The sequence below is a fragment of the Klebsiella sp. Shm-1 genome (assembly GCF_040804525.1).
GTDB lineage: Bacteria > Pseudomonadota > Gammaproteobacteria > Enterobacterales > Enterobacteriaceae > Klebsiella > Klebsiella pneumoniae.
Map to the genome: position 1 here is coordinate 3,231,368 of NZ_CP161823.1, position 24,339 is coordinate 3,255,706.

Annotated in this window: 26 protein-coding genes; 19 read left to right on the forward strand and 7 right to left on the reverse strand. The window is 59.3% G+C overall.

Going from position 1 to position 24,339, the window contains the following annotated elements:
* Window positions 1-168: 168 nt before the first annotated feature.
* From rutA to rutG, 7 genes are read left to right on the forward strand one after another with little or no spacing between them, the layout of a single operon-like run.
* Window positions 169-1,260 (forward strand): pyrimidine utilization protein A, encoded by a 1,092-nt coding sequence (rutA, locus tag AB1E37_RS15980; RefSeq protein WP_004179293.1) that lies wholly within the window; start codon window positions 169-171, stop codon window positions 1,258-1,260.
* Complete coding sequence (gene rutB / locus AB1E37_RS15985; RefSeq protein WP_023312929.1) at window positions 1,260-1,970, forward strand: pyrimidine utilization protein B; 711 nt, start codon at window positions 1,260-1,262, stop codon at window positions 1,968-1,970. Before rutA ends, rutB begins: the two co-directional genes overlap by 1 nt.
* Entirely contained in the window at window positions 1,963-2,355 is a 393-nt protein-coding gene (gene rutC, locus AB1E37_RS15990) for a pyrimidine utilization protein C (RefSeq protein WP_002898877.1), read from the forward strand. Before rutB ends, rutC begins: the two co-directional genes overlap by 8 nt.
* Window positions 2,352-3,155, forward strand: a complete 804-nt coding sequence (gene rutD, locus AB1E37_RS15995) for a pyrimidine utilization protein D (RefSeq protein ID WP_009308385.1) — start codon at window positions 2,352-2,354, stop codon at window positions 3,153-3,155. The genes rutC and rutD overlap by 4 nt, the downstream gene beginning before the upstream one ends.
* Complete coding sequence (locus AB1E37_RS16000; protein WP_004179287.1) at window positions 3,152-3,742, forward strand: malonic semialdehyde reductase; 591 nt, start codon at window positions 3,152-3,154, stop codon at window positions 3,740-3,742. The genes rutD and AB1E37_RS16000 overlap by 4 nt, the downstream gene beginning before the upstream one ends.
* A gap of 10 nt (window positions 3,743-3,752) precedes the next feature.
* Complete coding sequence (gene rutF / locus AB1E37_RS16005; RefSeq protein WP_004176611.1) at window positions 3,753-4,247, forward strand: NADH-dependent FMN reductase RutF; 495 nt, start codon at window positions 3,753-3,755, stop codon at window positions 4,245-4,247.
* 21 nt (window positions 4,248-4,268) lie between these two features.
* Window positions 4,269-5,591 carry a pyrimidine utilization transport protein G gene (gene rutG, locus AB1E37_RS16010; RefSeq protein WP_004191019.1) on the forward strand — a complete coding sequence of 441 codons (1,323 nt, stop codon included), beginning with the start codon at window positions 4,269-4,271 and terminating at the stop codon, window positions 5,589-5,591.
* 598 nt (window positions 5,592-6,189) lie between these two features.
* On the opposite strand, the gene AB1E37_RS16015 is transcribed toward rutG, so the two are convergent.
* Together AB1E37_RS16015 and AB1E37_RS16020 are read right to left on the reverse strand one after the other, a co-directional pair.
* Window positions 6,190-7,128, reverse strand: a complete 939-nt coding sequence (locus AB1E37_RS16015; RefSeq protein ID WP_004199515.1) for a DMT family transporter — start codon at window positions 7,126-7,128, stop codon at window positions 6,190-6,192.
* A gap of 162 nt (window positions 7,129-7,290) precedes the next feature.
* Entirely contained in the window at window positions 7,291-7,464 is a 174-nt protein-coding gene (locus AB1E37_RS16020) for a general stress protein (RefSeq protein ID WP_002898708.1), read from the reverse strand.
* An 87-nt stretch (window positions 7,465-7,551) separates the two neighbouring features.
* Here AB1E37_RS16020 and AB1E37_RS16025 point away from each other — a divergent pair, with 87 nt between their 5' ends.
* From AB1E37_RS16025 to AB1E37_RS16035, 3 genes are all read left to right on the forward strand, one after another.
* Complete coding sequence (locus tag AB1E37_RS16025) at window positions 7,552-7,683, forward strand: hypothetical protein (protein ID WP_020323707.1); 132 nt, start codon at window positions 7,552-7,554, stop codon at window positions 7,681-7,683.
* 217 nt (window positions 7,684-7,900) lie between these two features.
* Window positions 7,901-8,497 carry an NAD(P)H:quinone oxidoreductase gene (gene wrbA / locus AB1E37_RS16030; protein ID WP_002898704.1) on the forward strand — a complete coding sequence of 199 codons (597 nt, stop codon included), beginning with the start codon at window positions 7,901-7,903 and terminating at the stop codon, window positions 8,495-8,497.
* A 20-nt stretch (window positions 8,498-8,517) separates the two neighbouring features.
* Window positions 8,518-8,745 (forward strand): YccJ family protein, encoded by a 228-nt coding sequence (locus AB1E37_RS16035; RefSeq protein ID WP_002898701.1) that lies wholly within the window; start codon window positions 8,518-8,520, stop codon window positions 8,743-8,745.
* 68 nt (window positions 8,746-8,813) lie between these two features.
* Here AB1E37_RS16035 and agp read toward each other — a convergent pair whose 3' ends face one another.
* Window positions 8,814-10,061 carry a bifunctional glucose-1-phosphatase/inositol phosphatase gene (gene agp, locus AB1E37_RS16040; RefSeq protein WP_032447464.1) on the reverse strand — a complete coding sequence of 416 codons (1,248 nt, stop codon included), beginning with the start codon at window positions 10,059-10,061 and terminating at the stop codon, window positions 8,814-8,816.
* A gap of 152 nt (window positions 10,062-10,213) precedes the next feature.
* Here agp and AB1E37_RS16045 point away from each other — a divergent pair, with 152 nt between their 5' ends.
* A complete protein-coding gene (locus tag AB1E37_RS16045) occupies window positions 10,214-10,663 on the forward strand; it encodes a helix-turn-helix domain-containing protein (RefSeq protein ID WP_004141456.1) in 450 nt (149 codons plus the stop codon).
* Between the two features lie 115 nt (window positions 10,664-10,778).
* A complete protein-coding gene (locus AB1E37_RS16050) occupies window positions 10,779-11,567 on the forward strand; it encodes an SDR family oxidoreductase (RefSeq protein WP_004214503.1) in 789 nt (262 codons plus the stop codon).
* A gap of 20 nt (window positions 11,568-11,587) precedes the next feature.
* On the opposite strand, the gene AB1E37_RS16055 is transcribed toward AB1E37_RS16050, so the two are convergent.
* Entirely contained in the window at window positions 11,588-11,809 is a 222-nt protein-coding gene (locus AB1E37_RS16055; protein WP_002898602.1) for a hypothetical protein, read from the reverse strand.
* Between the two features lie 256 nt (window positions 11,810-12,065).
* Between AB1E37_RS16055 and AB1E37_RS16060 the strand changes: the two genes are divergently transcribed.
* On the forward strand, window positions 12,066-12,188 hold the full coding sequence (locus AB1E37_RS16060; protein ID WP_002898600.1) for a small membrane protein: 123 nt from the start codon (window positions 12,066-12,068) through the stop codon (window positions 12,186-12,188).
* A gap of 118 nt (window positions 12,189-12,306) precedes the next feature.
* Here AB1E37_RS16060 and AB1E37_RS16065 read toward each other — a convergent pair whose 3' ends face one another.
* Together AB1E37_RS16065 and AB1E37_RS16070 are read right to left on the reverse strand one after the other, a co-directional pair.
* Window positions 12,307-13,698: an APC family permease gene (locus AB1E37_RS16065; RefSeq protein ID WP_004141463.1), complete on the reverse strand. Its 1,392-nt coding sequence runs from the start codon at window positions 13,696-13,698 to the stop codon at window positions 12,307-12,309.
* 353 nt (window positions 13,699-14,051) lie between these two features.
* Window positions 14,052-15,473, reverse strand: coding sequence for a glutamine synthetase family protein (locus AB1E37_RS16070; protein ID WP_029884000.1), 1,422 nt, complete (start codon window positions 15,471-15,473; stop codon window positions 14,052-14,054).
* Between the two features lie 225 nt (window positions 15,474-15,698).
* On the opposite strand from AB1E37_RS16070, the gene puuD reads away from it, so the two are divergent.
* The 4 genes from puuD (at window position 15,699) to AB1E37_RS16090 (ending at window position 20,125) form a co-directional block, all read left to right on the forward strand.
* Window positions 15,699-16,451, forward strand: a complete 753-nt coding sequence (gene puuD / locus AB1E37_RS16075) for a gamma-glutamyl-gamma-aminobutyrate hydrolase (protein WP_020802183.1) — start codon at window positions 15,699-15,701, stop codon at window positions 16,449-16,451.
* Window positions 16,452-16,476: 25 nt separating this feature from the next.
* Window positions 16,477-17,034, forward strand: coding sequence for an HTH-type transcriptional regulator PuuR (puuR, locus tag AB1E37_RS16080; RefSeq protein ID WP_002898590.1), 558 nt, complete (start codon window positions 16,477-16,479; stop codon window positions 17,032-17,034).
* A gap of 320 nt (window positions 17,035-17,354) precedes the next feature.
* Window positions 17,355-18,842, forward strand: a complete 1,488-nt coding sequence (gene puuC, locus AB1E37_RS16085) for an aldehyde dehydrogenase PuuC (RefSeq protein ID WP_004214498.1) — start codon at window positions 17,355-17,357, stop codon at window positions 18,840-18,842.
* 2 nt (window positions 18,843-18,844) lie between these two features.
* On the forward strand, window positions 18,845-20,125 hold the full coding sequence (locus AB1E37_RS16090) for an FAD-binding oxidoreductase (RefSeq protein WP_023316653.1): 1,281 nt from the start codon (window positions 18,845-18,847) through the stop codon (window positions 20,123-20,125).
* On the opposite strand, the gene AB1E37_RS16095 is transcribed toward AB1E37_RS16090, so the two are convergent.
* Window positions 20,122-21,084 (reverse strand): LysR substrate-binding domain-containing protein, encoded by a 963-nt coding sequence (locus AB1E37_RS16095; protein WP_072200186.1) that lies wholly within the window; start codon window positions 21,082-21,084, stop codon window positions 20,122-20,124. The genes AB1E37_RS16090 and AB1E37_RS16095 overlap by 4 nt on opposite strands.
* An 82-nt stretch (window positions 21,085-21,166) precedes the next feature.
* Between AB1E37_RS16095 and AB1E37_RS16100 the strand changes: the two genes are divergently transcribed.
* Together AB1E37_RS16100 and AB1E37_RS16105 are read left to right on the forward strand one after the other, a co-directional pair.
* A complete protein-coding gene (locus AB1E37_RS16100; protein ID WP_004179272.1) occupies window positions 21,167-22,252 on the forward strand; it encodes a tartrate dehydrogenase in 1,086 nt (361 codons plus the stop codon).
* Window positions 22,253-22,707: 455 nt separating this feature from the next.
* On the forward strand, window positions 22,708-24,315 hold the full coding sequence (locus AB1E37_RS16105) for a BCCT family transporter (RefSeq protein ID WP_004183615.1): 1,608 nt from the start codon (window positions 22,708-22,710) through the stop codon (window positions 24,313-24,315).
* Window positions 24,316-24,339 lie beyond the last annotated feature (24 nt).

Sequence of the window (24,339 nt, forward strand, 5' to 3'; positions counted from 1 at the left end):
GTCCACTTTTTTATCGTCCTTTTTAGCAACTCAAAAGTAACACATTAATAACATTAGCATTTATAAAACTGGCATCGCCTTTGCTTTACCTTCTCTGCGAGGTGGTCCAGGGAGAGGCAGGATGCCGCACCATCGCAACCCATCTTCCATGACTGCAGAGAGGTAGGTATGAAAATTGGTGTTTTCGTTCCCATTGGCAACAACGGCTGGCTGATCTCCACCCATGCCCCGCAGTATATGCCGACCTTTGAACTGAATAAGGCCATCGTGCAGAAGGCCGAACACTACCATTTCGACTTCGCGCTCTCCATGATCAAACTGCGCGGCTTCGGCGGGAAAACTGAATTCTGGGATCACAACCTGGAGTCCTTCACCCTGATGGCCGGCCTGGCCGCGGTGACCTCGAAGATCCAGATCTACGCCACCGCCGCCACCCTGACGCTGCCGCCGGCGATTGTCGCCCGGATGGCCTCCACTATCGACTCCATCTCCGGCGGCCGGTTTGGCGTCAATCTGGTGACCGGCTGGCAAAAACCGGAATATGACCAGATGGGCATGTGGCCGGGAGATGACTATTTCGCCAGCCGCTATGACTATCTCACCGAATACGTCCAGGTGCTCCGTGACCTGTGGGGCACCGGGCGCAGCGATTTCAAAGGTGACTACTTCACCATGAACGACTGCCGGGTCAGCCCGCGCCCGTCGCAGCCGATGAAGGTGATCTGCGCCGGGCAGAGCGATGCCGGGATGGCCTTCTCCGCCCAGCATGCGGACTACAACTTTTGCTTTGGCAAAGGGGTCAACACGCCAACGGCCTTTGCCCCGACCGCCGCACGCATGATGCAGGCGGCGGAAAAAACCGGCCGCGACGTGGGGTCCTATGTGCTGTTCATGGTGATCGCCGACGAAACCGACGAGGCGGCGCGCGCCAAATGGGAACATTACAAAGCGGGCGCCGATGAAGAAGCGCTGGCGTGGCTCACCGAGCAGAGTCAGAAAGATACCCGCTCCGGCAGTGATACCAACGTGCGCCAGATGGCCGACCCCACCTCGGCGGTCAACATTAACATGGGCACCCTGGTCGGATCGTATGCCAGCGTCGCCCGTATGCTTGATGAAGTAGCGAGCGTGCCCGGCACCGACGGCGTGCTGCTGACTTTTGATGATTTTCTTGCCGGCATTGACGCCTTTGGCGAACGCATTCAGCCGCTGATGCGCTGCCGGAACCACATTGCTTCTGTTACCCGTGAGGTGGCCTGATGATTACCCTTCCCGCTCGCCCGGAATCCCTGACCTTCGCGCCGCAGCAGAGCGCGCTGATTGTGGTCGATATGCAGAACGCCTACGCCAGCCAGGGCGGTTATCTGGATCTCGCCGGCTTTGACGTCTCCGCTACCCGGCCGGTTATCGACAATATTAATACCGCCGTCGCCGCCGCTCGCGCCGCGGGTATGTTGATTATCTGGTTCCAGAATGGCTGGGATGATCAGTATGTTGAAGCCGGCGGCCCGGGCTCGCCGAACTATCACAAATCCAACGCGCTGAAAACGATGCGTCAGCGTCCGGAGCTGCAGGGCAAGCTGCTGGCGAAAGGCGGCTGGGATTATCAGCTGGTGGACGAGCTGACGCCGCAGGAAGGCGATATCGTGTTGCCGAAACCGCGCTACAGCGGCTTCTTTAACACCCCGCTCGACAGCATTTTGCGCAGCCGCGGCATACGCCACCTGGTGTTCACCGGGATCGCCACCAACGTCTGCGTCGAATCGACGCTGCGCGATGGCTTCTTTCTCGAATACTTCGGCATCGTGCTGGAGGATGCCACCCATCAGGCCGGCCCGGCCTTCGCCCAGCAGGCGGCGCTGTTCAATATTGAAACCTTTTTCGGCTGGGTCAGCGACGTCGAGAGCTTCTGCCACGCGCTGTCCCACGCCACCCCGCTGGCTTTAGCCAAGGAGAAACGTTATGCCTAAACAGGTGATTATTCCGCCAGGCACCACCGCGCCGATTGCCCCCTTTGTTCCGGGGACGCTCGCCGATGGCGTGGTCTACGTCTCGGGCACCCTGCCGTTTGATAAGCAAAACAATGTGGTGCACATCGGCGACCCAAAGGCGCAAACCCGCCACGTGCTGGAGACCATCAGGAGCGTTATCGAAACGGCGGGCGGGAGTATGGCGGATGTGACTTTCAACAGCATCTTTATCACCGACTGGACAAATTACGCCGCGATTAACGAGGTCTATGCCGAGTTCTTCCCCGGCGATAAACCGGCGCGCTTCTGCATTCAGTGCGGACTGGTGAAGCCCGATGCGCTGGTGGAAATCGCCAGCGTCGCCCATATCGGTACCCCGACATGATGAGGCTCAATATTGCTCCTGCTCCGTGGCCCGGCGCGCCGGTGGTGGTCCTCAGCGCCGGTCTGGGCGGGGGCGGCGGCTACTGGCTGGCGCAGCGCGCGGCGCTGGAGGAACAGTATCAGCTGGTGAGTTATGACCATAACGGGACCGGGGAGAACGCCGGTCCGCTGCCCGCCGACTACAGCCTGGCGACGATGGCCGGGGAGCTGTTCAGCGCTCTGCAAGCGGCGGGGATCGCCCGCTTCGCGCTGGTGGGCCACGCCCTGGGGGCGCTGATTGGCCTGCAGCTGGCGCTCGATCGCCCCGAGGCGGTGAGCGCCCTGGCGCTGGTCAACGGCTGGCTGTCGCTGTCGCCGCATACCCGCCGCTGCTTCCAGGTACGCGAGCGTCTGCTGCATGCCGGCGGCGCACAGGCGTGGGTCGAAGCGCAGCCGCTATTTCTCTACCCGGCGGAATGGATGGCCGCGCGCCTGCCGCGCCTCGAAGCGGAAGATGCGCTTGCCATCAGCCATTTTCAGGGCAAAGAGAATCTGCTGAAGCGGCTACAGGCCCTGAAGCAGGCTGATTTTTCACGCCGTGCGTCGGCCATCGCCTGCCCGACGCTGATTATCAGCGCCGCTGACGACCTGCTGGTCCCCGCCTCCTGCTCCCGCGTGCTGCAGACGGCGATCCCCGGCAGCCAGCTCGTGGAAATGCCGTGGGGCGGACATGCCTGTAACGTCACCGACGCCGATACCTTTAATACCATTTTACGCGACGGGCTGGCCGCTATGCTGCCGGTCGCCAGGGAGACCCGATGAACGACGCGATAAACCACACGGCCTGCGAGACGCTGTTTACCCAGGCCCGGACCCACAACGGCTGGCTGGATAAGCCAGTGAGCGATGCGCAGCTGCAGGCCGTCTGGGATCTGATGAAAATGGGGCCGACTTCCGCCAACTGTTCGCCAGCGCGCATCGTGTTCGTGCGCAGCGCGGAAGGCAAAGAGAAACTTCGCCCGACGCTCTCCAGCGGCAATCTGCAGAAAACCATGCAGGCGCCGGTGACCGCCATCGTGGCGTGGGATAGCGCCTTCTACGACCGGCTGCCGACCCTGTTTCCCCACGGTGACGCCCGCAGCTGGTTTACCTCCAGCCCGCAGCTGGCGGAAGAGACCGCGTTTCGCAACAGCTCCCTGCAGGCGGCGTATCTGATTTTTGCCTGCCGGGCGCTGGACCTCGACACCGGGCCAATGTCCGGTTTTGACCGGGAAAAAGTCGACGCGGCATTTTTTGCCGACAACGGCTGGAAAAGCAACCTGCTGGTGAACATCGGCTATGGCGACCCCGGCAAGCTGTACGGCCGCCTGCCGCGTCTGTCCTTTGATGAAGCCTGCCTGCTGGCATAAGGAGTTTACGATGGAGTTAACGGACAAAGCGAGTTTCCGTGACGCCATGGCCCACGTCGGCGCCGCGGTTAACATTATTACCACCGATGGCCCGGCGGGCCGGGCGGGGTTCACCGCCAGCGCGGTCTGCAGCGTTACCGACACGCCGCCGACCCTGCTGGTCTGCCTGAACCGCTCGGCTTCGGTGTGGCCGGTGTTCAGCGAACACCACACGCTGTGCGTCAATACCCTGGCGGCCGGACAGGAGGCCCTGTCGACGCTGTTTGGCGGTAAAACGGCAATGGACGAGCGTTTTGCCGCCGCCGACTGGCAGACCGGCGCCACCGGCTGTCCGCGGCTGGAGGCGGCTCTGGTCAGCTTTGACTGCCGCATCGACCAGCGCGTCAGCGTCGGGACGCACGACATTCTGTTTTGTCACGTCGTGGCCATTACCCGTCACCCGGAGCCCCGGGGACTGATGTGGTTTGACCGCGGCTATCACACGCTTATGCGACCCGCTTGTTAACCTTTAACCCGGGATATCATCATGGCACTCTTCGATTTTCCTCGCTGGAAGCTGACCTCTCCTGCCGCCGAATCCGGCGTTGTCGCCCCCGATGAACGCTTGTCGGCCGGGCAAACGCTGGTGATGGGCGTGCAGCACGCCGTTGCGATGTTCGGCGCGACGGTGCTGATGCCGTTGTTGATGGGGCTCGACCCGAACCTGTCTATTCTGATGTCGGGCGTCGGCACCCTGCTGTTCTTTGTCGTCACCGGCGGACGGGTGCCGAGCTATCTCGGCTCCAGCGCCGCTTTTGTCGGGGTGGTGATCGCCATTACCGGCTTTAACGGCCAGGGGCTGAACCCTCATCTGAGCGTCGCCCTTGGCGGGATCATCGCCTGCGGGCTGGTCTACACCCTGATTGGTCTGGTGGTGATGAAGATCGGCACCCGCTGGATCGAGCGCCTGATGCCGCCGGTGGTGACCGGCGCGGTGGTGATGGCTATCGGCCTGAACCTGGCGCCGATTGCCGTGCGCAGCGTCTCCGCCAGCGCCTTCGACAGCTGGATGGCGGTGTTAACTGTGCTCTGCATCGGCATAGTGGCGGTATTTACCCGCGGGATGCTGCAGCGACTGCTGATCCTGGTCGGCCTGATCGTCGCCTGCGCGCTGTACGCCCTGCTGGCTAACGGCCTGGGCCTTGGCAAACCGCTGGACTTCTCCCCCCTCGCCCAGGCGGCGTGGTTCGGGCTGCCGCACTTTACCCCCCCATCCTTTAACGGCCAGGCGATGATGTTGATTGCGCCGGTCGCGGTGATCCTGGTGGCCGAGAACCTCGGGCACCTGAAGGCCGTCGCCGGGATGACCGGGCGCAATATGGACCCGTACATGGGGCGCGCCTTCGTCGGCGACGGGCTGGCGACCATGCTCTCCGGTTCGGTGGGCGGCAGCGGGGTCACCACCTATGCGGAGAACATCGGCGTCATGGCGGTGACCAAGGTCTACTCAACGCTGGTGTTTGTCGCCGCGGCGCTGATTGCCATGCTGTTGGGTTTCTCGCCGAAGTTCGGCGCATTAATCCACACCATTCCCGGGCCGGTGATCGGCGGCGCCTCGATCGTGGTCTTTGGCTTAATTGCCGTCGCCGGGGCGCGGATCTGGGTGCAAAACCGGGTGGATCTGAGTCAAAACAGCAATTTGATCATGGTGTCGGTGACCCTGGTGCTGGGCGCCGGCGATTTCGCGCTGTCGCTGGGCGGCTTTACGCTGGGCGGGATTGGCACGGCCACCTTCGGGGCGATCCTGCTGCACGCGCTGCTTCATCGCGGGACGCGCGAGGCGAAGGAGGCCAGGGTAACGCCGGTGTAAGCCACATTAGCGCGGCGTTGGCGCAGGGAGCGGTGTGGGCCTGGGTGGTGTGATCCTGTAGGCCGGATAAGGCATTTATGCCGCCATCCGGCACCACCACGGGCACGGAACCTGACCGCCCGGCGGCGCTGCGCTTGCCGGGCCTGGAGACTGCCACGGCCTTCCGGGAACGTCTCTGCGATTTTGAGGCCGTCAGCACCGGCAGTTTCAGCAACAATGGTGAATAAATTAACGGCAGGTCGTACGAACGTAGGCCGGGTAAAGCGCAGCCGCCACCCGGCATAAAAGCGGCTCCGTTCCCGCAGTCATCGCCCGGCGGCGCTGCGCTGGCACGGGCCTGGAGACTGCCACGGCCTTCCGGGAACGTCTCAGCGATTTTGAGGCCGTCAGCACCGGCAGTTTCAGCAACAATGGTGAATAAATTAACGGCAGGTCGTACGAACGCAGGCCGGGTAAGGCGCAGCCGCACCCGGCATAAAAGCGGCTCCGTTCCCGCAGTCATCGCCCGGCGGCGCTGCGCTGGCACGGGCCTGGAGACAATCAGAGCCGGACGAATACCAGCCAGGATAAGCGTCGCTGTCGGGTCAGAAGGAAAATATTATGGCTCGCGGCGATCGGCCAGGTCAGCGAGCGGCTGCGCATCGTCGTTTGTGGAAACCTGTGGCGGCGACTTGCGCTTCCACTTCAGCTCGCTCACCAGCACCCCCGCGAGGATCAAAACGCAGCCGAGCAGGGCCAGCAGCGGCAGACGCTCACCGGCCAGCCGGCCAAAAATACCGGCCCATACCGGTTCACCGGTATAAATAAGAGTGGCCCGCGTCGGCGAGACGCTGCGCTGCGCCCAGTTCATGGTCACCTGAATGATCGCGCTGAAAATCCCCAGCCCCAGCGCGACGCCGAGCAGGGCCGGCGTCAACGACGGCACCGATTCACCTGCCGGCTTCATGGCGGCGAAAGCCACCAGCGACGCGGTCGCCAGCTGCACCACCGTCACCCGGCGGACATCGACTTTTCCGGCCCAGGCGCTGATAAGGATAATCTCCGCCGCGATCGCCACCGCGCTTGCCAGAGTGATCATCTCCCCCACGCCAAGCGCCAGCAGATTATTTTCCGGCCCGGCCAGCAGAATTAAACCAATAAAGGCCAGCACAATCCCCACGCAGGACATCACCCCCGGCATACGTCCCAGGCACAGCCACTGCAGCAGCGGCACCAGCGGTACATACATCGCGGTGATAAAGGCAGATTTACTGCTGGAGATGGTCTGTAGTCCCCAGGTCTGCAGGCCATACCCCAGCGCAATCGCCACGCCAATCGCTACCCCGGCCTTCACCTCCAGCCACGTCAGACCGCGCAGAGTGCGCAGCGAAAGCAGGCCCACCGCCAGCGCGGCAGTCGCAAAACGCAAACCGACAAAAAACAGCGGCCCGCTAAGGCTCACCGCGTACTGTACGGCAAGGAACGTCCCTCCCCAGAACATGGTGATCATGATAAGGAGCGCTTCCTGGCGGCTAACGGAGAATTTTAATGAAGACATAAGACAGCCATGACGATTAACGGGCGACCAGTGTGCAATCCGCCCGGCGGGAGCGCAACCACCGACAGATAAAAAAACCGCCGGCAGATGCCGGCGGCGAGGGCGATGCGGTTGGGTCGGGGAGATTAACACCGCATCAAAGAGAACAGTGCGAGTCGCGCGTTAACTTTCACGACTACCATGACTGTTTTTACCCCCTTTTTTGCCAGCCTCTGAGGCGCGCTGAGGGTCATTTTTAAAATTCCCCCCGCTATGCTGGCCACCTTTACGTCCTGCTTCTGATGCTCTTTCACGGTCTTCAGCAAAGTTGCCGGAACCGCCACGATGGTTTGCCATTACTGACCTCCATTAGGTTAGACATCATAGTGCATTACGCGGGAGCGGCGACGCCGCTGTCCTGCCGCGTATCTATAAGGTTAGTGAATGACTACGGCTGACGGCGGCGAATGTAATATCCAGAAACAAAGCCGGGCGAAAAAAGCTTCCTCGCGCCGCCAACAGCTCCTAACCGACTCTGCTGGCGAAGAAAAAATAGTCAGCAAAAATGTATCCTAATGCTACATCCTCGCCGCAGCGGCCAAAATAGTAGACGCAACGCTTCCTCCTTCAATTCCCTTTCAGGCCGCGCGGTGCAAGGAAAAGTAAATAACGCTTTGTCATTTTGTTATAAATCAAACAAATGCCCGTTGGATTTGCACTCTCCGGCGGAGGCTTTATCTTTAAAGGTACCAGCTATTTTGCTGGCTTATAATGCAACCGAGGAGTGATGGAAATGGCTAAAATTCTGGTGCTTTATTATTCCATGTATGGACACATTGAAACCATGGCTCACGCCGTCGCCGATGGGGCGAACCGGGTGGACGGCGTTGAGGTGGTTGTGAAGCGCGTGCCGGAAACCATGCAGGCTGAAGCATTCGCCAAAGCAGGCGGGAAAACGCAAAACGCGCCCGTCGCCACGCCGCAGGAGCTGGCAGAGTATGACGCCATCATCTTTGGTACCCCGACGCGCTTCGGCAACATGTCCGGTCAGATGCGTACTTTCCTCGATCAAACCGGCGGTCTGTGGGCGTCCGGCGCTCTGTATGGCAAAATCGCCAGCGTATTTAGCTCAACCGGTACCGGCGGCGGCCAGGAACAAACCATTACCTCGACCTGGACGACGCTGGCCCACCACGGCATGATCATCGTCCCGATCGGCTATGGCGCCCAGGAGCTATTCGATATCTCCCAGGTACGCGGCGGTACCCCTTATGGCGCAACCACCATCGCCGGCGGCGACGGCTCGCGGCAGCCGAGCGAGGAAGAGTTAGCCATCGCCCGCTATCAGGGTGAACATGTCGCCAAACTGGCCGTTAAACTGCACGGCTAATCTTCTGCAGGAGGAGCACTATGCCAACTCAAGAAGCAAAAGCACATCGCGTCGGCGAATGGGCAAGTTTACGTAACACCTCACCGGAAATTGCCGAGGCGATTTTCGAAGTCGCCCACTACGATGAGAAACTGGCGGAGCAAATCTGGGAGGAAGGCAGCGACGAAGTGCTGGCGCTGGCCTTTGCCAAAACCGATAAAGACAGCCTGTTCTGGGGCGAACAGACGATTGAGCGTAAAAACGTCTAGGAGGTTTATCCCCACCTGGGCCCACCCTAACCTGCTAAAAAAACCCGGAGTGCTCCGGGTTTTTTTCGTTATTTCGCCGCCTCGTTGATCACCTTTTTAAAGGTCTCCAGCGGGCAGAATCCCTGGTCATCAACCGGACAGCCGTTAAGCGCCAGAGTGACCCGCTGCGGCGGGGTCTGCAGGGTTAACGCGTCGGCGTTACGCAGTTGCTCGGTACTTTGATAGACATACTCAATCTTCATCAGATCGCGATTGCCGGCGCTGTCATGCCAGCGCTGAAACAGCAGTTTGCCGCCGATAGGAGTGCGCTCATACTGGCCGGGCAGTTGATAGGGCTTAAAGTCCAGGGCGGTGAGCAGCGAAGCGATATTCGAGTCGTGTCCCACCAGCAGCGTGACTTTCGCCTTGCTGGCTCCCTCGCCCACCAGCGCGTTATCGATATATTTAACCAGCGGTTTGGCGACGTTTTGCGCCACCGCCACCGAGGTAAACAGACTATCCTGATAGCCATTTTTCAGCTTCGACAGCACTTGCCACTGCTTATCGCTGGCGATCTCCCCCCACGCCACCTGATCTTTCGGGAAGCCTTCATAATATTGCAGGGTGAAGGCGTCTACCAGCGAGTTGCCCACCTTCAACGGTCCGGACACTCCCGGCTCCTGCTGATAACCGGCGCTAAAGGTATCTTTACCCTCGCTCAGGGAACAGACCTTCTTCTCTTTGCAGGAGGGCGAGTTGCGGTAATCGATCATCGTCTCCAGCAGCTTGTAGCTCTCGGTCAACTGCATTCCCTGGCGCTCTTTTTCCATCGCCTGCAGCGCTTTCTCGCGAAACGCCGGGGAGTCGTCGGTAATAACCGGGTTGAAGGTCGGGTCCATGGTGCCCATCTGCGGCTGGTGATGCACCGGGATGCCGCAGCCCGGGAACGCGCCGGTGATAAAGAACTGCGCGGTGGCGACGGTGCGCTGCAGGCTGTTTGCGTAGGCATAAACCGCGTTTTCCGGCGGGCACTCGCCGCTGGTCACCAGCTTCTGCTGCGCCAGCCATTCGCGCATATAGTGGCCCATATACACCTCCAGCACACCGCCTTTGGTGGTCAGCTGGCCGCCCGGCACATCCCACTGCGGCCAGGCCTTGGCGGTGGACTGCTCCAGCACGCTGCCGTTATTGGCCAACGGCGCACGCAGGTTGTGACGGCTCATGATCAGCACCTGCTGCAGCTGATACCCCTCCGGGGCGGCCGTGTCCTGCGCCTGAGCGCCAGCGGATAACATCACCGCGCCGGTAACGGCGGCGGCAAGTAGACGTTTTTTCATCCCTTCATCCTTAGTCATTTATTATCATCGCGTTAATTGTGCCGGATTTATGACATTTTTCCTGGTAATCGCTCGCAAACTTAGACCGTAGCCGAAAATTTCCCCTGCTGGGCAAAGAGTTTTATAATGAAACAATTAACCTGGAGGCTTTCGTGAAACGTACCCGTCTGGAAAACAGCTGTTGCCCTATCGCCCGCTCCCTCGACGTTATCGGCGACTGGTGGTCGCTGCTGATCGTCCGCGATGCTCTGCGCGGGGTGCGCCGTTTTAGCGAATTCCAGAAAAACCTCGGTATCGCCAAAAACATGCTCGCCGGGCGGCTGAAAATGCTGGTGGATGAAGGCATCCTGCGCCTGCAGCCGGCCTCCGACGGCAGCGCCTGGCAGGAGTATGTCCTGACCGATAAGGGCCGTGCCCTGCAGACGGTGCTGGTCGCCCTCTCCCAGTGGGCAGACGACTATCTGTTCGATCCTGACGAACCGGCGACCCGGCTCATTGACCGCCAGCAGCGCCAGCCCCTGCGTAAGCTGGTCCTGCAGGCGGCAGATGGCCGTGAGCTGGCCCCGGCGGACATCACCATCGCTATCCCGCTGAACGACTAAACGCTGCCCGCGACAGGCAAAAATGAAAAAGTCCTGGCAAAATGGTTGCATTATTAAACCTAATATCTCATGCTGAATTTGGTTTAATAATGCAACCTTTTACGAGGCATTTCTCATGACCCAACCATCGCACACAGCTTTTATCACCGGCGCGTCCTCAGGTATCGGCGCGATCTATGCCGAACGACTCGCCGCCCGCGGCTACAACCTGATCCTCGCCGCCCGTCGTGAAGACCGTCTGCAGGCGCTCGCCGACCAGCTGCAGGCGCGCTACGCCATCCAGGCAAGCATCCTCAAAGCCGATCTTAGCGAAGAGCACGGGATTGCCGCCGTAGAGCAGCGTCTGCAGCAGGATCCCGCCATCGACCTGTTCATTAACAACGCCGGCACCGCGAAATTGGCGGGTTTTCTCGCCAGTACGCCACGCGAGCACCAGGCGATTCATACGCTCAACACCACCGCGCTGCTGCGTCTGAGCTATGCCGCGCTGGCCGCTTTCACCCCACGACGCCGGGGGACGCTGATCAATATTGCCTCTATCCTCGCGCTGCATACGCTGCCGGGCAGCGCAGTCTACAGCGCCAGCAAAGCCTGGGTGTTGAGCTTCACCCGCGGCCTGCAGGAGGAGTTTGCCGACAGCGGCGTGCGTATTCAGGCGGTATTGCCGGCGGCGACCGCTACCGATCTGTGGCCGACCTCCGGCGTGGCGCTGGACGCTCTGCCCAGCGGCACGGTAATGACCACCGAGGATCTGGTTGACGCCGCTCTCAGGGGGCTGGAGATGGGGGAACAGGTCACCTTACCACCGGTTCATGACCTGGGACTGTGGGAGACTTTTGAGCAGTCCAGAGTGGCGCTGTTTACCAGCGCGCGAACCGGACAGCCTGCGCCGCGGTATCGATAAGCGGCACCGTGCGGCAGGCGCTACTCCGGTAGCGGAACCGCCGTCAGGGTACAGATCGCCTCGTGCTCGCCGCCGCGGCGATCGGTAATCACCACCTTATCGCCCGCCTTTTTGCCTTCACACGGCTTGAGGACCTGCTCCACGATCCGCTCGCGGCTCGCCTGACGTTCACTTTCAGCCTGACTGGCGAAGGCAGACAGCGCCAACGCTACGCCCAGCAGGCTGAGGGTTTTCTTATACATGACTGACTCTCAGATCGTTCTTATTCGCGGTCAGCGTAACTCGCTGTAGGCCGCACTTCTGTAAAATCACTTAACGGAGTGTTACGCCATTTCAGGTGAAACCCAGGCGGTCACATCCCTGCGGGAAATATTTTATCACAACCCCGCCGCCGGATATTCTCGCGATGAGGCGTCATCTTTCAGACATATCCCGATGTTATCTTCACACAGAGCCCTGTATCTTTTTCCCTTTCCAAACAGAATATTAGGTTGGTCTATGTCGGGTCTTATTCTCTTTATCGTCGCGGTGGCGCTGCTGGGCGTCGCCATCTACAGCCTGGTGTCGTACCTCAAAGAGCGGCGCGCCAGTCAGTTACCTGTCCATAAAAAGAAGAAATAATACCTTCCGTTCCCCACCGTTTTCTGCTGATTTCTTTACCGTCCTGTACTGTCCCTTACCGAAGCCAAAACGAAGGCAGGCCTGCGGGCCTGCCTTCGTTCAGTTTATGCCTCAGAACCTATGACTCCCAGGCCTGCTCCGCTTTAGCGGCATCAAACTGCGGCGGCGGTTTGCGGAAGCGTCGGGTCAGATAAGTCAGGTACAGCAGACCAAGCGCCGCCCACACCAGGCCGAGCGTCAGGGAGGTGGCCTCGAGATTGATCCACAATACCCCGACCGTCAACGCCCCGACCATCGGCAGCAGCAGATAATGCAGTCGATCCTTCCAGGTTTTGTTGTACCCCTTGCGCCGCCAGAAGTGGTTGAACACCGACAGGTTAACGAAGGTGAAGGCCACCAGCGCGCCGAAATTAATCAACGCGGTGGCGGTCACCAGGTCGAAGAACAGCGCCGACAGCGCAACGATGCCCACCATAATCACGTTCAGCGCCGGGGTACGCCATTTCGGATGCACATAGCCAAAAATGCGCTCCGGGAAGACGTTGTCGCGGCCCATCACGTACAGCAGACGGGAGACGCTGGCATGGGAGGCCAGGCCGGACGCCAGGGTGTTAACAAAGGTGGTGCACAGGAAAATCGACTGGAACAGCTTGCCGCCCACGTACAGCGCAATCTCCGGCAGCGCGGCATCGGGGTCTTTAAAGCGATGAATATCCGGGAAGAACAGCTGCATAAAGAACGACGCGACGATAAAGATAATGCCGCCGTACATCGCGGTGAGAAAAATTGCCTTCGGGATCACTCGCGCGGCGTCAGGGGTCTCTTCCGACAGGGTGGTCACCGCGTCGAAGCCGAGAAACGAGAAGCAGACAATGGTCGCGCCGGTAATAATCGGGATCAGATGCGCATTCTGGCTGATAAACGGCTGCAGCGACCAGACGGTACCCACCCCCTCGCCTTTATGCAGCCCCTGCACCACCAGAATGACAAACACCACCATGATCGAAATCTGCACCAGCACGAACAGGGTATTGAAGTTGGCCACCAGGTTAACGCTTTTCAGGTTCGCGGCGGTCAGAATAGCGACAAAGGTCACTACCCACACCCACGGCGGCACTTCGGGGAACAAGGCCGAGAGATAGATCTTCGCCAGCAGGACGTTGATCATCGGCAGAAACAGATAATCCAGCAGCGACGACCAGCCAACCATAAAGCCGACGTGCGGACTGATGGATTTTTGCGCGTAGGTATAGGCGGAACCGGCTTCCGGAAACTGACGCACCAGTTTGCCGTAGCTGATGGCGGTGAACAGCACGCCAGCCAGCGCCAGCAGATAAGACGCCGGAACGTGGCCATTGCTGATGCCGGAGACGATGCCGAAGGTATCAAACACCGTCATTGGCGTCAGATAGGCCAGCCCCATCATCACCACTTGCCAGAGTTTGAGGGATTTACGCAGACGCGGTCTGCCCGCCTGAGCGGCGTTATGCGCCGGAGGATTAATAGCCATCGCCCATCCCCCCCTTGCTGTTAACAGTTTGCGGGCCCAACGTCCGCGTGACAAACCTGCTTAGCAAAGGGGTAAGGCGTAGATAAAAGGGTAAGACGGACCGGTAAGCGGTAGCTGGCTGGCATCCAATGCGGCCTGAGCGGCCTCCCTCTCCCTGCGGATATTTGAACATCTGCATCATCTCATTTCCTCGTCACACACTGTGTCGTTAACTGAAGCCCCGTTGCCGCCTGCGCTCCTTAACGCGACATCCGGGAAATGGCTGGGCTCCCAGCAAAAACGTCGGCCAGGCTCCGCTCAGGCCGTATGATGCTACTGATTACCAAACTTATGGGCCCCTCGCGGGGCGACCATCAGGCGTTTTTCAACATCCACTCAATTTCGGTTTCTGTGATAAGACGCTCAAACTGCAGTAATTCATCATGCTTACAGGCATGGAAAACATGGCAGAAACGCTCGCCGAGGCGCTCACGCAAGTGATCGTTCTGCATAAACTCCCACAGCGCATCGCTCTGGCGGATCGGGAACGGCAGGCCCTCTTGTTCCAGACCGTTACCTTCCACCTCTTCCTGTAAAGGCAGCTGGGGGTTATCCAGCCCGTGCAGAATGCCGGCAAAAATCGCCGCCATCACCAGATACGGGTTGGCGTCCGCCCCCGCGACGCGATACTCCACGCGGTGGTTCTGCCGCTCGCCGCACGGAATACGCAGCGCGACGGTGCGGTTGTTATGCCCCCACGAAGCCTGCGTCGGGACGTACATCCCCGGCTGGAAGCGGCGATACGAGTTCACGTTCGGCGCCAGCAGCGCCATCGAGGCCGGCATCAGATCGATCATCCCGGTCAGCGCGCGTTTGAGGAGCGCAGAGTCTTCCCCATCGCCGTCCACCAGCACGTTTTCCCCTTTATTGTTCAGCATGCTGATGTGGATATGCATCCCACTGCCGGCATGCTCTTCATAAGGCTTCGCCATAAAAGTGGCGTGCATCTTATGCTTCTCCGCCATCAAACGCACGAGACGTTTTAACGCCAGCGCATCATCGCAGGCGTCCAGCACGTTATCGGTATGGTGAAGGTTGATTTCAAACTGGCCCGGCGAGGCTTCCGCCACCGCGCCATCGGCGGGGATCAGCTGCAGTTTGGCCAGCTCGTCGATGTCGTTGAGCACGTCGGCGAAGTGGTTAAGGTTATCGACCGAGTAGACCTGGCTTTGGGTGTTGCGATCGTCGGTGCCCGGCGCACACGGCGGCTGCAGGTAGCCTTCGGCATCGCGTTTGCGGTCCAGTAAATAGAACTCCAGCTCTACCGCTACCACGGGGAACAGCCCGCGCTGGCGCAACTGCTGCCAGAGGCGGTTGAGTACGTTCCGCGGCTCAACGTCAAAGGGAGCGCCATCTTCATCAACCATGGTTAGCTGTACCTGGGCTATCGATTGTGGGTCAGCCGCCGAAGGGGTTAAGGTGCCGGGTACCGGGATGCAGCTGCGATCCGGCTCGCCCATCTCCTGGCCCAGACCGGCCTCTTCCACCACATTGCCGAGAATATCCATCGCAAACACCGAGGCCGGGAAATAACAGCCTTTCTCCAGTTTGCTCAGGCCGGCAACCGGGATGCGCTTGCCGCGGAAGCAGCCGTTCAGGTCAGTGAGGAGGACATCGACATACTGGGTATCAGGGTAGGTTTCGAGGTAGCGCTTCACTTCTTTCGCGAACGCGCTAACCCGTCTCTCTTCCGTTTGCTGAACAAAATTCTCAACTTCTACGATATTGGTTTCCATGATTCACCGCCGTTGGTTGGGTTTCGGTCCTGTACTCAGACCGTTAAATATAATGTCCACCCAATCGACTGTGTATGCAAATAAATTGTTTGTCAAATGTTAAATTAAGTTTGCAAAGGGCTATTTCCACTGCTAGATTGAGAAAATATTGAACGATATGGCCGTTAAACCCGCTATAGCGGTCATAATTTAGTCCACTTTGTGAGGGCGATCATGGAAAATATAATGTACAAGCCAGTTATTGGCGTCGTGATGTGTAGAAACAGGCTTAAGGGTCACCAGACCCAGACCTTGCAAGAAAAGTACCTGAATGCAATTGTGAACGCCGGCGGACTGCCGATTGCCCTGCCGCATGCGCTGGCGGAGCCGGAGCTACTGAACGCGGTCGTTGATAAACTGGACGGGATCTACCTGCCAGGCAGCCCCAGCAATGTGCAGCCGCACCTTTATGGTGAAAACGGCGATGAGCCTGACGCCGACCCCGGGCGTGATCTTCTGAGCATGGCGCTGATTAACGCCGCGCTCGAAAGGCGCATCCCCATTTTCGCCATCTGTCGTGGACTGCAGGAACTGGTTGTCGCCACCGGCGGGACTCTGTATCGTCGTCTGTTCGAGCAGCCTGAGCTCCTTGAACATCGCGAAGATCCTGAACTGCCCGTCGAGCAGCAGTATGCGCCGTCCCATCAGGTTGAGGTTCAGGAAGGAGGATTGCTGTCGCAATTGATACCGGGCTGCAACACGTTTTGGGTAAACTCGCTACATGGGCAAGGGGCAAAAACCCTCAGTCCGCAGCTGCGCGTGGAGGCGCGAGCGCCGGATGGACTGGTGGAAGCGGTCAGCGTGAACGATCATCCTTTCGCGCTGGGCGTACAGTGGCATCCAGAATGGAACAGTAGCGAATACGCCCTGTCGCGTATGTTGTTTGATGGTTTTATCACCGCCTGTCAGGGCCATCATGCTGAAAAGCGGCGGCGCTGACCACTACCGTTAAGGAAATGCAAATATGAGCGATGACGGACTGGCGCCAGGGAAACGTCTGTCAGAGATCCGCCAACAGCTGGGTCTCTCACAGCGTCGTGCCGCCGAACTGTCTGGGTTAACACATAGTGCCATCAGCACCATAGAGCAGGATAAAGTCAGTCCTGCCATCAGTACGCTGCAAAAGCTGCTGAAAGTCTATGGGCTGTCGCTCTCGGAATTCTTTTCTGAACCCGAAAAGCCGGACGAACCCCAGGTGGTCATTAATCAGGATGACCTGATTGAGATGGGAAGTCAGGGCGTTTCCATGAAGCTGGTTCATAACGGAAATCCGAACCGTACGCTGGCGATGATTTTTGAAACTTACCAGCCTGGAACCACGACCGGGGAGAGGATTAAGCATCAGGGTGAGGAGATAGGCACCATACTGGAAGGTGAGATCGTGCTGACCATTAACGGTCAGTCGTACCACCTGGTGGCTGGACAGAGCTATGCCATTAATACCGGCATTCCGCACAGCTTCAGCAACACCTCGGCAGGCATCTGCCGCATCATCAGTGCCCACACCCCCACCACATTCTGATTATTTCGCCTGAACGAGGTTCAGGCTTACTTCAGGCCTGTCGCGACGGAAAATCTATTTTCGTCGCGGCGAAGAACTCGTAGTAATAACGTCTGCGCCGTACGGAATATTATTTCCTGTTGGCCCTGAAATAATTAACGCCAGTGAATGGCGACTCGCTCCTGAATAATTCGGGTTGCAAACAACCCGTCAAAACTCAGGAGAATAAAACGGTATTCAACTCCGGGGATACGCTATGCCCTGCGCCCGGCGCAGTGCCCCCGTGCAGCCTGAAAACGCCGCACTGATTATTTTGCCGATAATGTTTTTAAGGAGTCATGATGAATTTTCAGCACCTGGCTTACTGGCAGGAAAAAGCGAAAAACCTGGCCATTGAAACACGCTTATTTATTAACGGCGAATATTGCGCCGCGGCCGATAATACCACCTTTGAGACTATCGACCCTGCCGCGCAGCAGACATTAGCCCAGGTCGCCCGCGGTAAAAAAGCCGACGTCGAACGGGCGGTGAAAGCCGCGCGCCAGGCTTTTGATAACGGCGACTGGTCGCAGGCCTCCCCCGCACAGCGTAAAGCGATCCTCACTCGCTTTGCTGATCTGATGGAGGCCCATCGTGAAGAGCTGGCGCTGCTGGAAACGCTGGATACCGGCAAACCGATTCGCCACAGCCTGCGCGACGATATTCCCGGCGCCGCCCGCGCCATTCGCTGGTATGCCGAAGCGCTGGATAAAGTCTATGGCGAAGTGGCCCCCACCGGCAGCAACGAGCTGGCGATGATCGTTCGCGAACCAATTGGCGTGATCGCCGCGGTGGTGCCGTGGAACTTCCCGCTGCTGCTGGCCTGCTGGAAACTCGGCCCGGCGCTGGCGGCGGGCAATAGCGTAATCCTCAAACCCTCGGAAAAATCGCCGCTCACCGCCCTGCGTCTGGCCGGGCTGGCGAAAGAGGCCGGCCTGCCGGACGGCGTGTTGAACGTGGTCAGCGGCTTTGGCCACGAGGCCGGGCAGGCGCTGGCCCTGCATCCTGATGTTGAAGTCATCACCTTCACCGGCTCCACCCGCACCGGCAAGCAGCTGCTGAAAGACGCCGGCGACAGCAATATGAAGCGCGTGTGGCTGGAAGCGGGCGGCAAGAGCGCCAACATTGTCTTCGCCGATTGCCCGGATCTGCAACAAGCGGTTCGCGCCACCGCCGGCGGCATCTTCTACAACCAGGGACAGGTGTGCATCGCCGGGACCCGTCTGCTGCTCGAGGAGAGCATCGCTGACGAGTTCCTGGCGCGGCTGAAAGCTGAGGCGCAACACTGGCAGCCGGGTAACCCGCTCGATCCGGACACCACCATGGGCATGCTGATTGACAATACCCATGCCGACAACGTGCATAGCTTTATTCGCGGCGGCGAAAGCCAAAGCACCCTGTTCCTCGACGGACGGAAAAACCCGTGGCCTGCCGCCGTTGGCCCGACCATTTTCGTTGACGTCGACCCGGCATCAACCCTCAGCCGGGAAGAGATCTTCGGCCCGGTGCTGGTGGTGACCCGCTTCAAAAGTGAAGAAGAGGCGCTAAAGCTCGCCAATGACAGCGACTACGGCTTGGGCGCCGCGGTGTGGACCCGCGATCTCTCCCGCGCCCACCGCATGAGCCGCCGCCTGAAGGCCGGCTCGGTCTTCGTCAACAACTATAACGATGGTGATATGACCGTTCCGTTCGGCGGCTACAAGCAGAGCGGCAACGGGCGCGATAAATCGCTGCACGCACTGGAAAAATTCACCGAACTGAAAACCATCTGGATTGCCCTGGAGTCTTGATCATGACTGAACATACCACTAGCTACTATGCCGCCAGCGCCAACAAGTATGAACCGTTCCCGACGCTGGAGGGATCCATCAACTGTGACGTCTGCGTCGTCGGCGGCGGCTACACCGGCCTCTCGTCTGCCCTGCATCTGGCCGAAATGGGCTACGACGTGGTGGTGCTGGAAGGGGCGCGCATCGGCTTCGGCGCCAGCGGCCGCAACGGCGGGCAGCTGGTCAACTCCTATAGCCGCGATATCGACGTCATTGAAAAGAACTACGGCCCGGATGCGGCAAAAATGCTCGGCAGCATGATGTTCGAAGGTGGCGATATCATCCGCGAACGCATCCAGCGGTATCAGATCCAGTGCGATTACCGCCCGGGCGGCCTGTTCGTGGCGATGAACCATAAACAGCTGGAAACCCTGGAAGAGCAGAAAACCAACTGGGAGCGCTACGGCAACACCCAGCTGGAGCTGCTGGACAGAGAGGCCATTCGTCGCGAAGTGGACAGCGACCGCTACGTCGGCGCCCTGCTCGACCACAGCGGCGGCCATATTCACCCGCTGAACCTTGCCATCGGCGAAGCGGATGCCATTCGCCTGAACGGCGGCCGGGTGTATGAGCAGTCGCCGGTCACCCGCATCCAGCACACCAGCCCCGCGGTGGTCAGCACCGCGCGCGGCCAGGTCACCGCGCGCTACGTGATCGTCGCCGGCAACGCCTATCTCGGCGATAAACTGGAGCCGGAGCTGGCGAAACGCAGCATGCCGTGCGGCACCCAGGTGGTCACTACCGCTCCGCTGTCGGAAGAGGTCGCCCGCTCGCTGATCCCGAAAAACTACTGTGTGGAAGACTGTAACTACCTGCTGGACTACTACCGTCTGACCGGCGACAACCGTCTGCTGTACGGCGGCGGCGTGGTCTACGGCGCGCGCGATCCGGACGACGTGGAGCGGCTGATTATGCCGAAGCTGCTGAAAACCTTCCCGCAGCTGCAGGGGGTGAAGATTGACTACCGCTGGACGGGCAACTTCCTGCTAACCCTGTCGCGGATGCCGCAGTTCGGGCGTCTCGATAACAATATTTACTACATGCAGGGCTACAGCGGCCACGGCGTGACCTGTACCCACCTTGCCGGACGCTTGATTTCAGAGCTGCTGCGCGGCGACGCCGAGCGTTTCGACGCCTTCGCCAAACTGCCGCACTACCCGTTCCCGGGCGGCCGCAGCCTGCGCATTCCTTTTACCGCCATGGGCGCCGCCTACTACAGCCTGCGCGACCGCCTTGGGGTTTAATCGCCTCTGCCGACGGCGCTGGCCGTCGGCTCATGCTGCGGATAGTGCTGCTGAAAGTAGTGGCGCAGAAACTCCACGGTGGTGCGAATTTTAGCCGACGTCGCCAGCCGGGAGACATAAACCGCCCAGACGTTGGCCGGCTGCCAGTAGTCCGGCAGCACCTGCACCAGATGTCCGCTGGCGATATTCTCCCGGACGTCCCACCACGAACGGAGCGCAATCCCCTGCCCGTCCAGACACCACTGATGCACAATTTCACCATGGTTGGAGGAGAGAGGCCCGGTTACCTTGATGGCGTGCTGGCCCTCTTTGCTATGCAATTGCCAGACGCCGAACGGGTGATCGCGCTCTTTAATCACCAGGCAGGGTAACGCGGCCAGATCGCTCAGCTGTTTCGGCGACGCATGGCGGGCAAGGAACTGCGGCGAGGCGCAGAGTACGCGGTGATTGGCCGCCAGCTGGCGGGCAATCAGATTCGGTGCAATATCGTCGCCGACGCGAATATCGAGATCCACCCCTTCATTGACTAAATCCACCAGCCGGTCCTGGACATCGAAACGCAGCTCCAGCTGCGGGTACTGGAGAGCCAGCGCCGACAGCGCCGGGGCGACAACCCGACGACCAAAGCCGAAGCTACTGATAATACGCAGCGTTCCCTGCGGCACCTGGCGCACGTCGGAAAGCTCATCCATCATCTCATCGACATCCTGCAAAATGCGCTGCGCCCATTCATAGATCCGCTCCCCCTCTTCGGTAATGGTGACCCGGCGGGTAGTCCGGTGCAGCAACATCACATTCAGGGTTTGCTCCAGCAGCGAAACCCGCTTGCTGACGAACGCCGGCGATACGCCAAGCTCCTCGGCGGCGGCGGCGAACCCGGCCCGGCGAGCGACCAGCATAAAGACGCGTAAATCATTTAGCAGCGGCAGATTATTCATGATCTGTGTTTTATGTTTCACCAGTTAGCGTGATTAATTATGAACCAGTCAATTATAGGATAGGCAGGTGGTCAAACATCATCGTTAAAAAGTGAGAACCGGAATGAAAAAAACCTGTCGTATTGCCGCCATCCCGGGTGACGGAATTGGCAAAGAAGTTCTGCCTGAAGGGATTCGCGTGCTGCAAGCCGCCGCACAGCGTTGGGATCTGTCGCTGAGCTTCGAGCAGATGGAGTGGGCAAGCTGCGAATATTACGCCCATCATGGCAAGATGATGCCGGACGACTGGCGCGAGCAGCTGCAGGGCTTCGATGCTATCTACTTCGGCGCCGTCGGCTGGCCGGATACCGTTCCCGACCACATTTCGCTGTGGGGGTCGCTGCTGAAGTTCCGCCGCGAGTTCGATCAATACGTCAACCTGCGCCCGGTGCGCCTGTTCCCCGGCGTCCCCTGCCCGCTGGCGGGTAAAAAGGCCGGCGATATTGATTTTTACGTGGTGCGCGAAAATACCGAAGGCGAATATTCCGCCCTTGGCGGCCGCGCCAATGAAGGCACCGAGCATGAAGTGGTGATTCAGGAGTCGGTCTTTACCCGCCGCGGCGTGGACCGGATCCTGCGCTACGCCTTCGAACTGGCGAAAAGCCGCCCACGCAAAACGCTGACCTCCGCAACCAAATCCAACGGTCTGGCGATCAGCATGCCCTACTGGGATGAGCGGGTGGAAGAGATGGCCAAAAACTATCCCGAAATTCGCTGGGACAAGCAGCATATCGATATCCTGTGTGCCCGCTTCGTGCTGCAGCCGGAGCGTTTTGACGTGGTGGTCGGCTCCAACCTGTTCGGCGATATTCTCTCCGATCTCGGCCCGGCCTGTACCGGCACTATCGGCATTGCGCCGTCGGCCAATCTCAATCCGGAGCGCAATTTCCCGTCGCTGTTCGAACCGGTTCACGGGTCGGCGCCGGATATTTACGGTAAAAATATCGCCAACCCGATCGCCACCGTTTGGGCCGGGGCGATGATGCTCGATTTCCTCGGCAACGGCGATGAGCGCTACCACGCCGCTCACGATGGCATTCTGGCGGCGATTGAGCAGACGATCGCCTGCGGACCGAAAACTCCGGACATGAAAGGCAGTGCCTCAACGCAGCAGGTTGGCGAGGCTATCTGCAAGGCCATTTTGGCGTAATTACCCCGCCGCTCCCCGGTGGCGCTGCGCTTACCGGGGCTACAATCGCGCGATAATGTAGTGTGTAGGCCGGGTAAGGCACAGCCGCCACCCGGCAAAAAAAACGGCACCGCGAGTAGCCCGGGTAAGGCGTAGCCGCTACCCGGGAAAACCCGCGCGCCTGGTCCGCCAACTCCCCTCTCTTTTCGCTATGCAGAATCCCCCACGATTGACAAGTGAACCGCATCACAGCGGTGAACTTTATTAATTCCTGAAAGGACAGAACCTGCGCCAATTCACCTTTTATTATTTCCGTTTCGTGTTTTATTGCTTCACGAAACGGCCAATTGTTTAATTCATGTAACGAAGAAATAATCCAATTGTTAATAGCATCTTGCTACGAACCCTGACCCTACAGCGTGATAACAACGACAGGCTAAAGCCACCGACGGGCAATCATGCCCAGGAGATCACTCATGTTGAGCAACGTAAAGAAAAAAGATGTGCCGCTGATTGCCATCAGCCTGGCGGCCATTGTTTTCATCGCCGCTACATTAAGTCTCTTCCCCCAGCAAACCGCGCAGGCGGCTGATTCGATTTTTAACGGCGTGACCCGCCTGCTGGGTTCCACGGTACAGGTACTGGTGCTGCTGGCGCTGGGACTGGTGTTGTATCTGGCCACCAGCAAATACGGCAATATCCGGCTCGGCGAAGGTAAAGTCGAATACAGTACCCTCTCATGGCTGTTTATGTTTATCTGCGCCGGTCTCGGCTCCTCCACGCTGTACTGGGGCGTTGCCGAATGGGCTTATTACTACCAGACCCCGGGCCTGAACATTGCCCCGCAATCGCCGAAAGCGCTGGAATACAGCATCCCTTACTCTTTCTTCCACTGGGGCGTAAGCGCCTGGGCAACCTATACCCTCGCCTCGCTGATCATGGCCTATCACTTCCACGTGCGGAAAAATAAAGGCCTCAGCCTCTCCGGGATCGTTTCGGCGATCACCGGCGTTAATCCGCAAGGTTTCTGGGGCCGTCTGGTCGATCTGATGTTCCTGATCGCTACCGTCGGCGCGTTAACCATTTCGCTGGTAGTCACCGCCGCCACCTTCACCCGCGGCCTGTCAGCGCTGACCGGACTGCCGGATAACTTCACCGTGCAGGCATTTGTGATCCTGCTCTCCGGCGGTATTTTCTGCATGAGTTCGTGGATTGGCATCAACAACGGCCTGCAGCGCCTGAGCAAAATGGTCGGCTGGGGGGCGTTTCTGCTGCCGTTGGTGGTATTACTGGTTGGCCCGACCGAATTCATCACCAATAACGTCATTAACGCCGTCGGCCTGACGACCCAAAACTTCCTGCAGATGAGCCTGTTTACCGACCCGCTCGGCGACGGCGCCTTTACCCGCAACTGGACCGTCTTCTACTGGCTGTGGTGGATCTCCTATACCCCAGGCGTGGCGATGTTCGTCACCCGCGTCTCCCGCGGGCGCAAAATCAAAGAGGTGATCTGGGGACTGCTCCTCGGTAGCACCGCCGGCTGCTGGTTTTTCTTCGGGGTGATGGAAAGCTACGCCATGCACCAGTTCGTCAACGGCGTGATTAACGTACCACAGGTGATGCAGACTCTCGGCGGCGAAACCGCCGTCCAGCAGGTCCTGATGTCGCTGCCGGCAGGTAAGCTGTTCCTCGCCGCCTATCTGTTCGTGATGATTGTATTCCTCGCCTCGCACATGGATGCGGTGGCCTACACCATGGCGGCGACCAGTACCCGCAACCTGCGCGAAGGCGAGGATCCGGATCGCGGCATGCGCCTGTTCTGGTGCGTGGTGATAACCCTTATCCCGCTGTCGATTCTGTTTACCGGCGCTTCGCTTGAGACCATGAAAACCACCGTGGTGCTGACCGCCCTACCGTTCCTGGCCATTTTACTGATTAAAACCGGCGGCTTCGTGCGCTGGTTAAAACAGGACTACGCCCACGTTCCGGTCCATCAGATAGAAACCCATACCCCCGAGCCCATTATTAAAGCCGAGACGCTGCCGGTTGGCGCGGTACTCAAAGGCGACGGCCAGTCGCTGTAAAACCTCTTACTGACAATAATCACA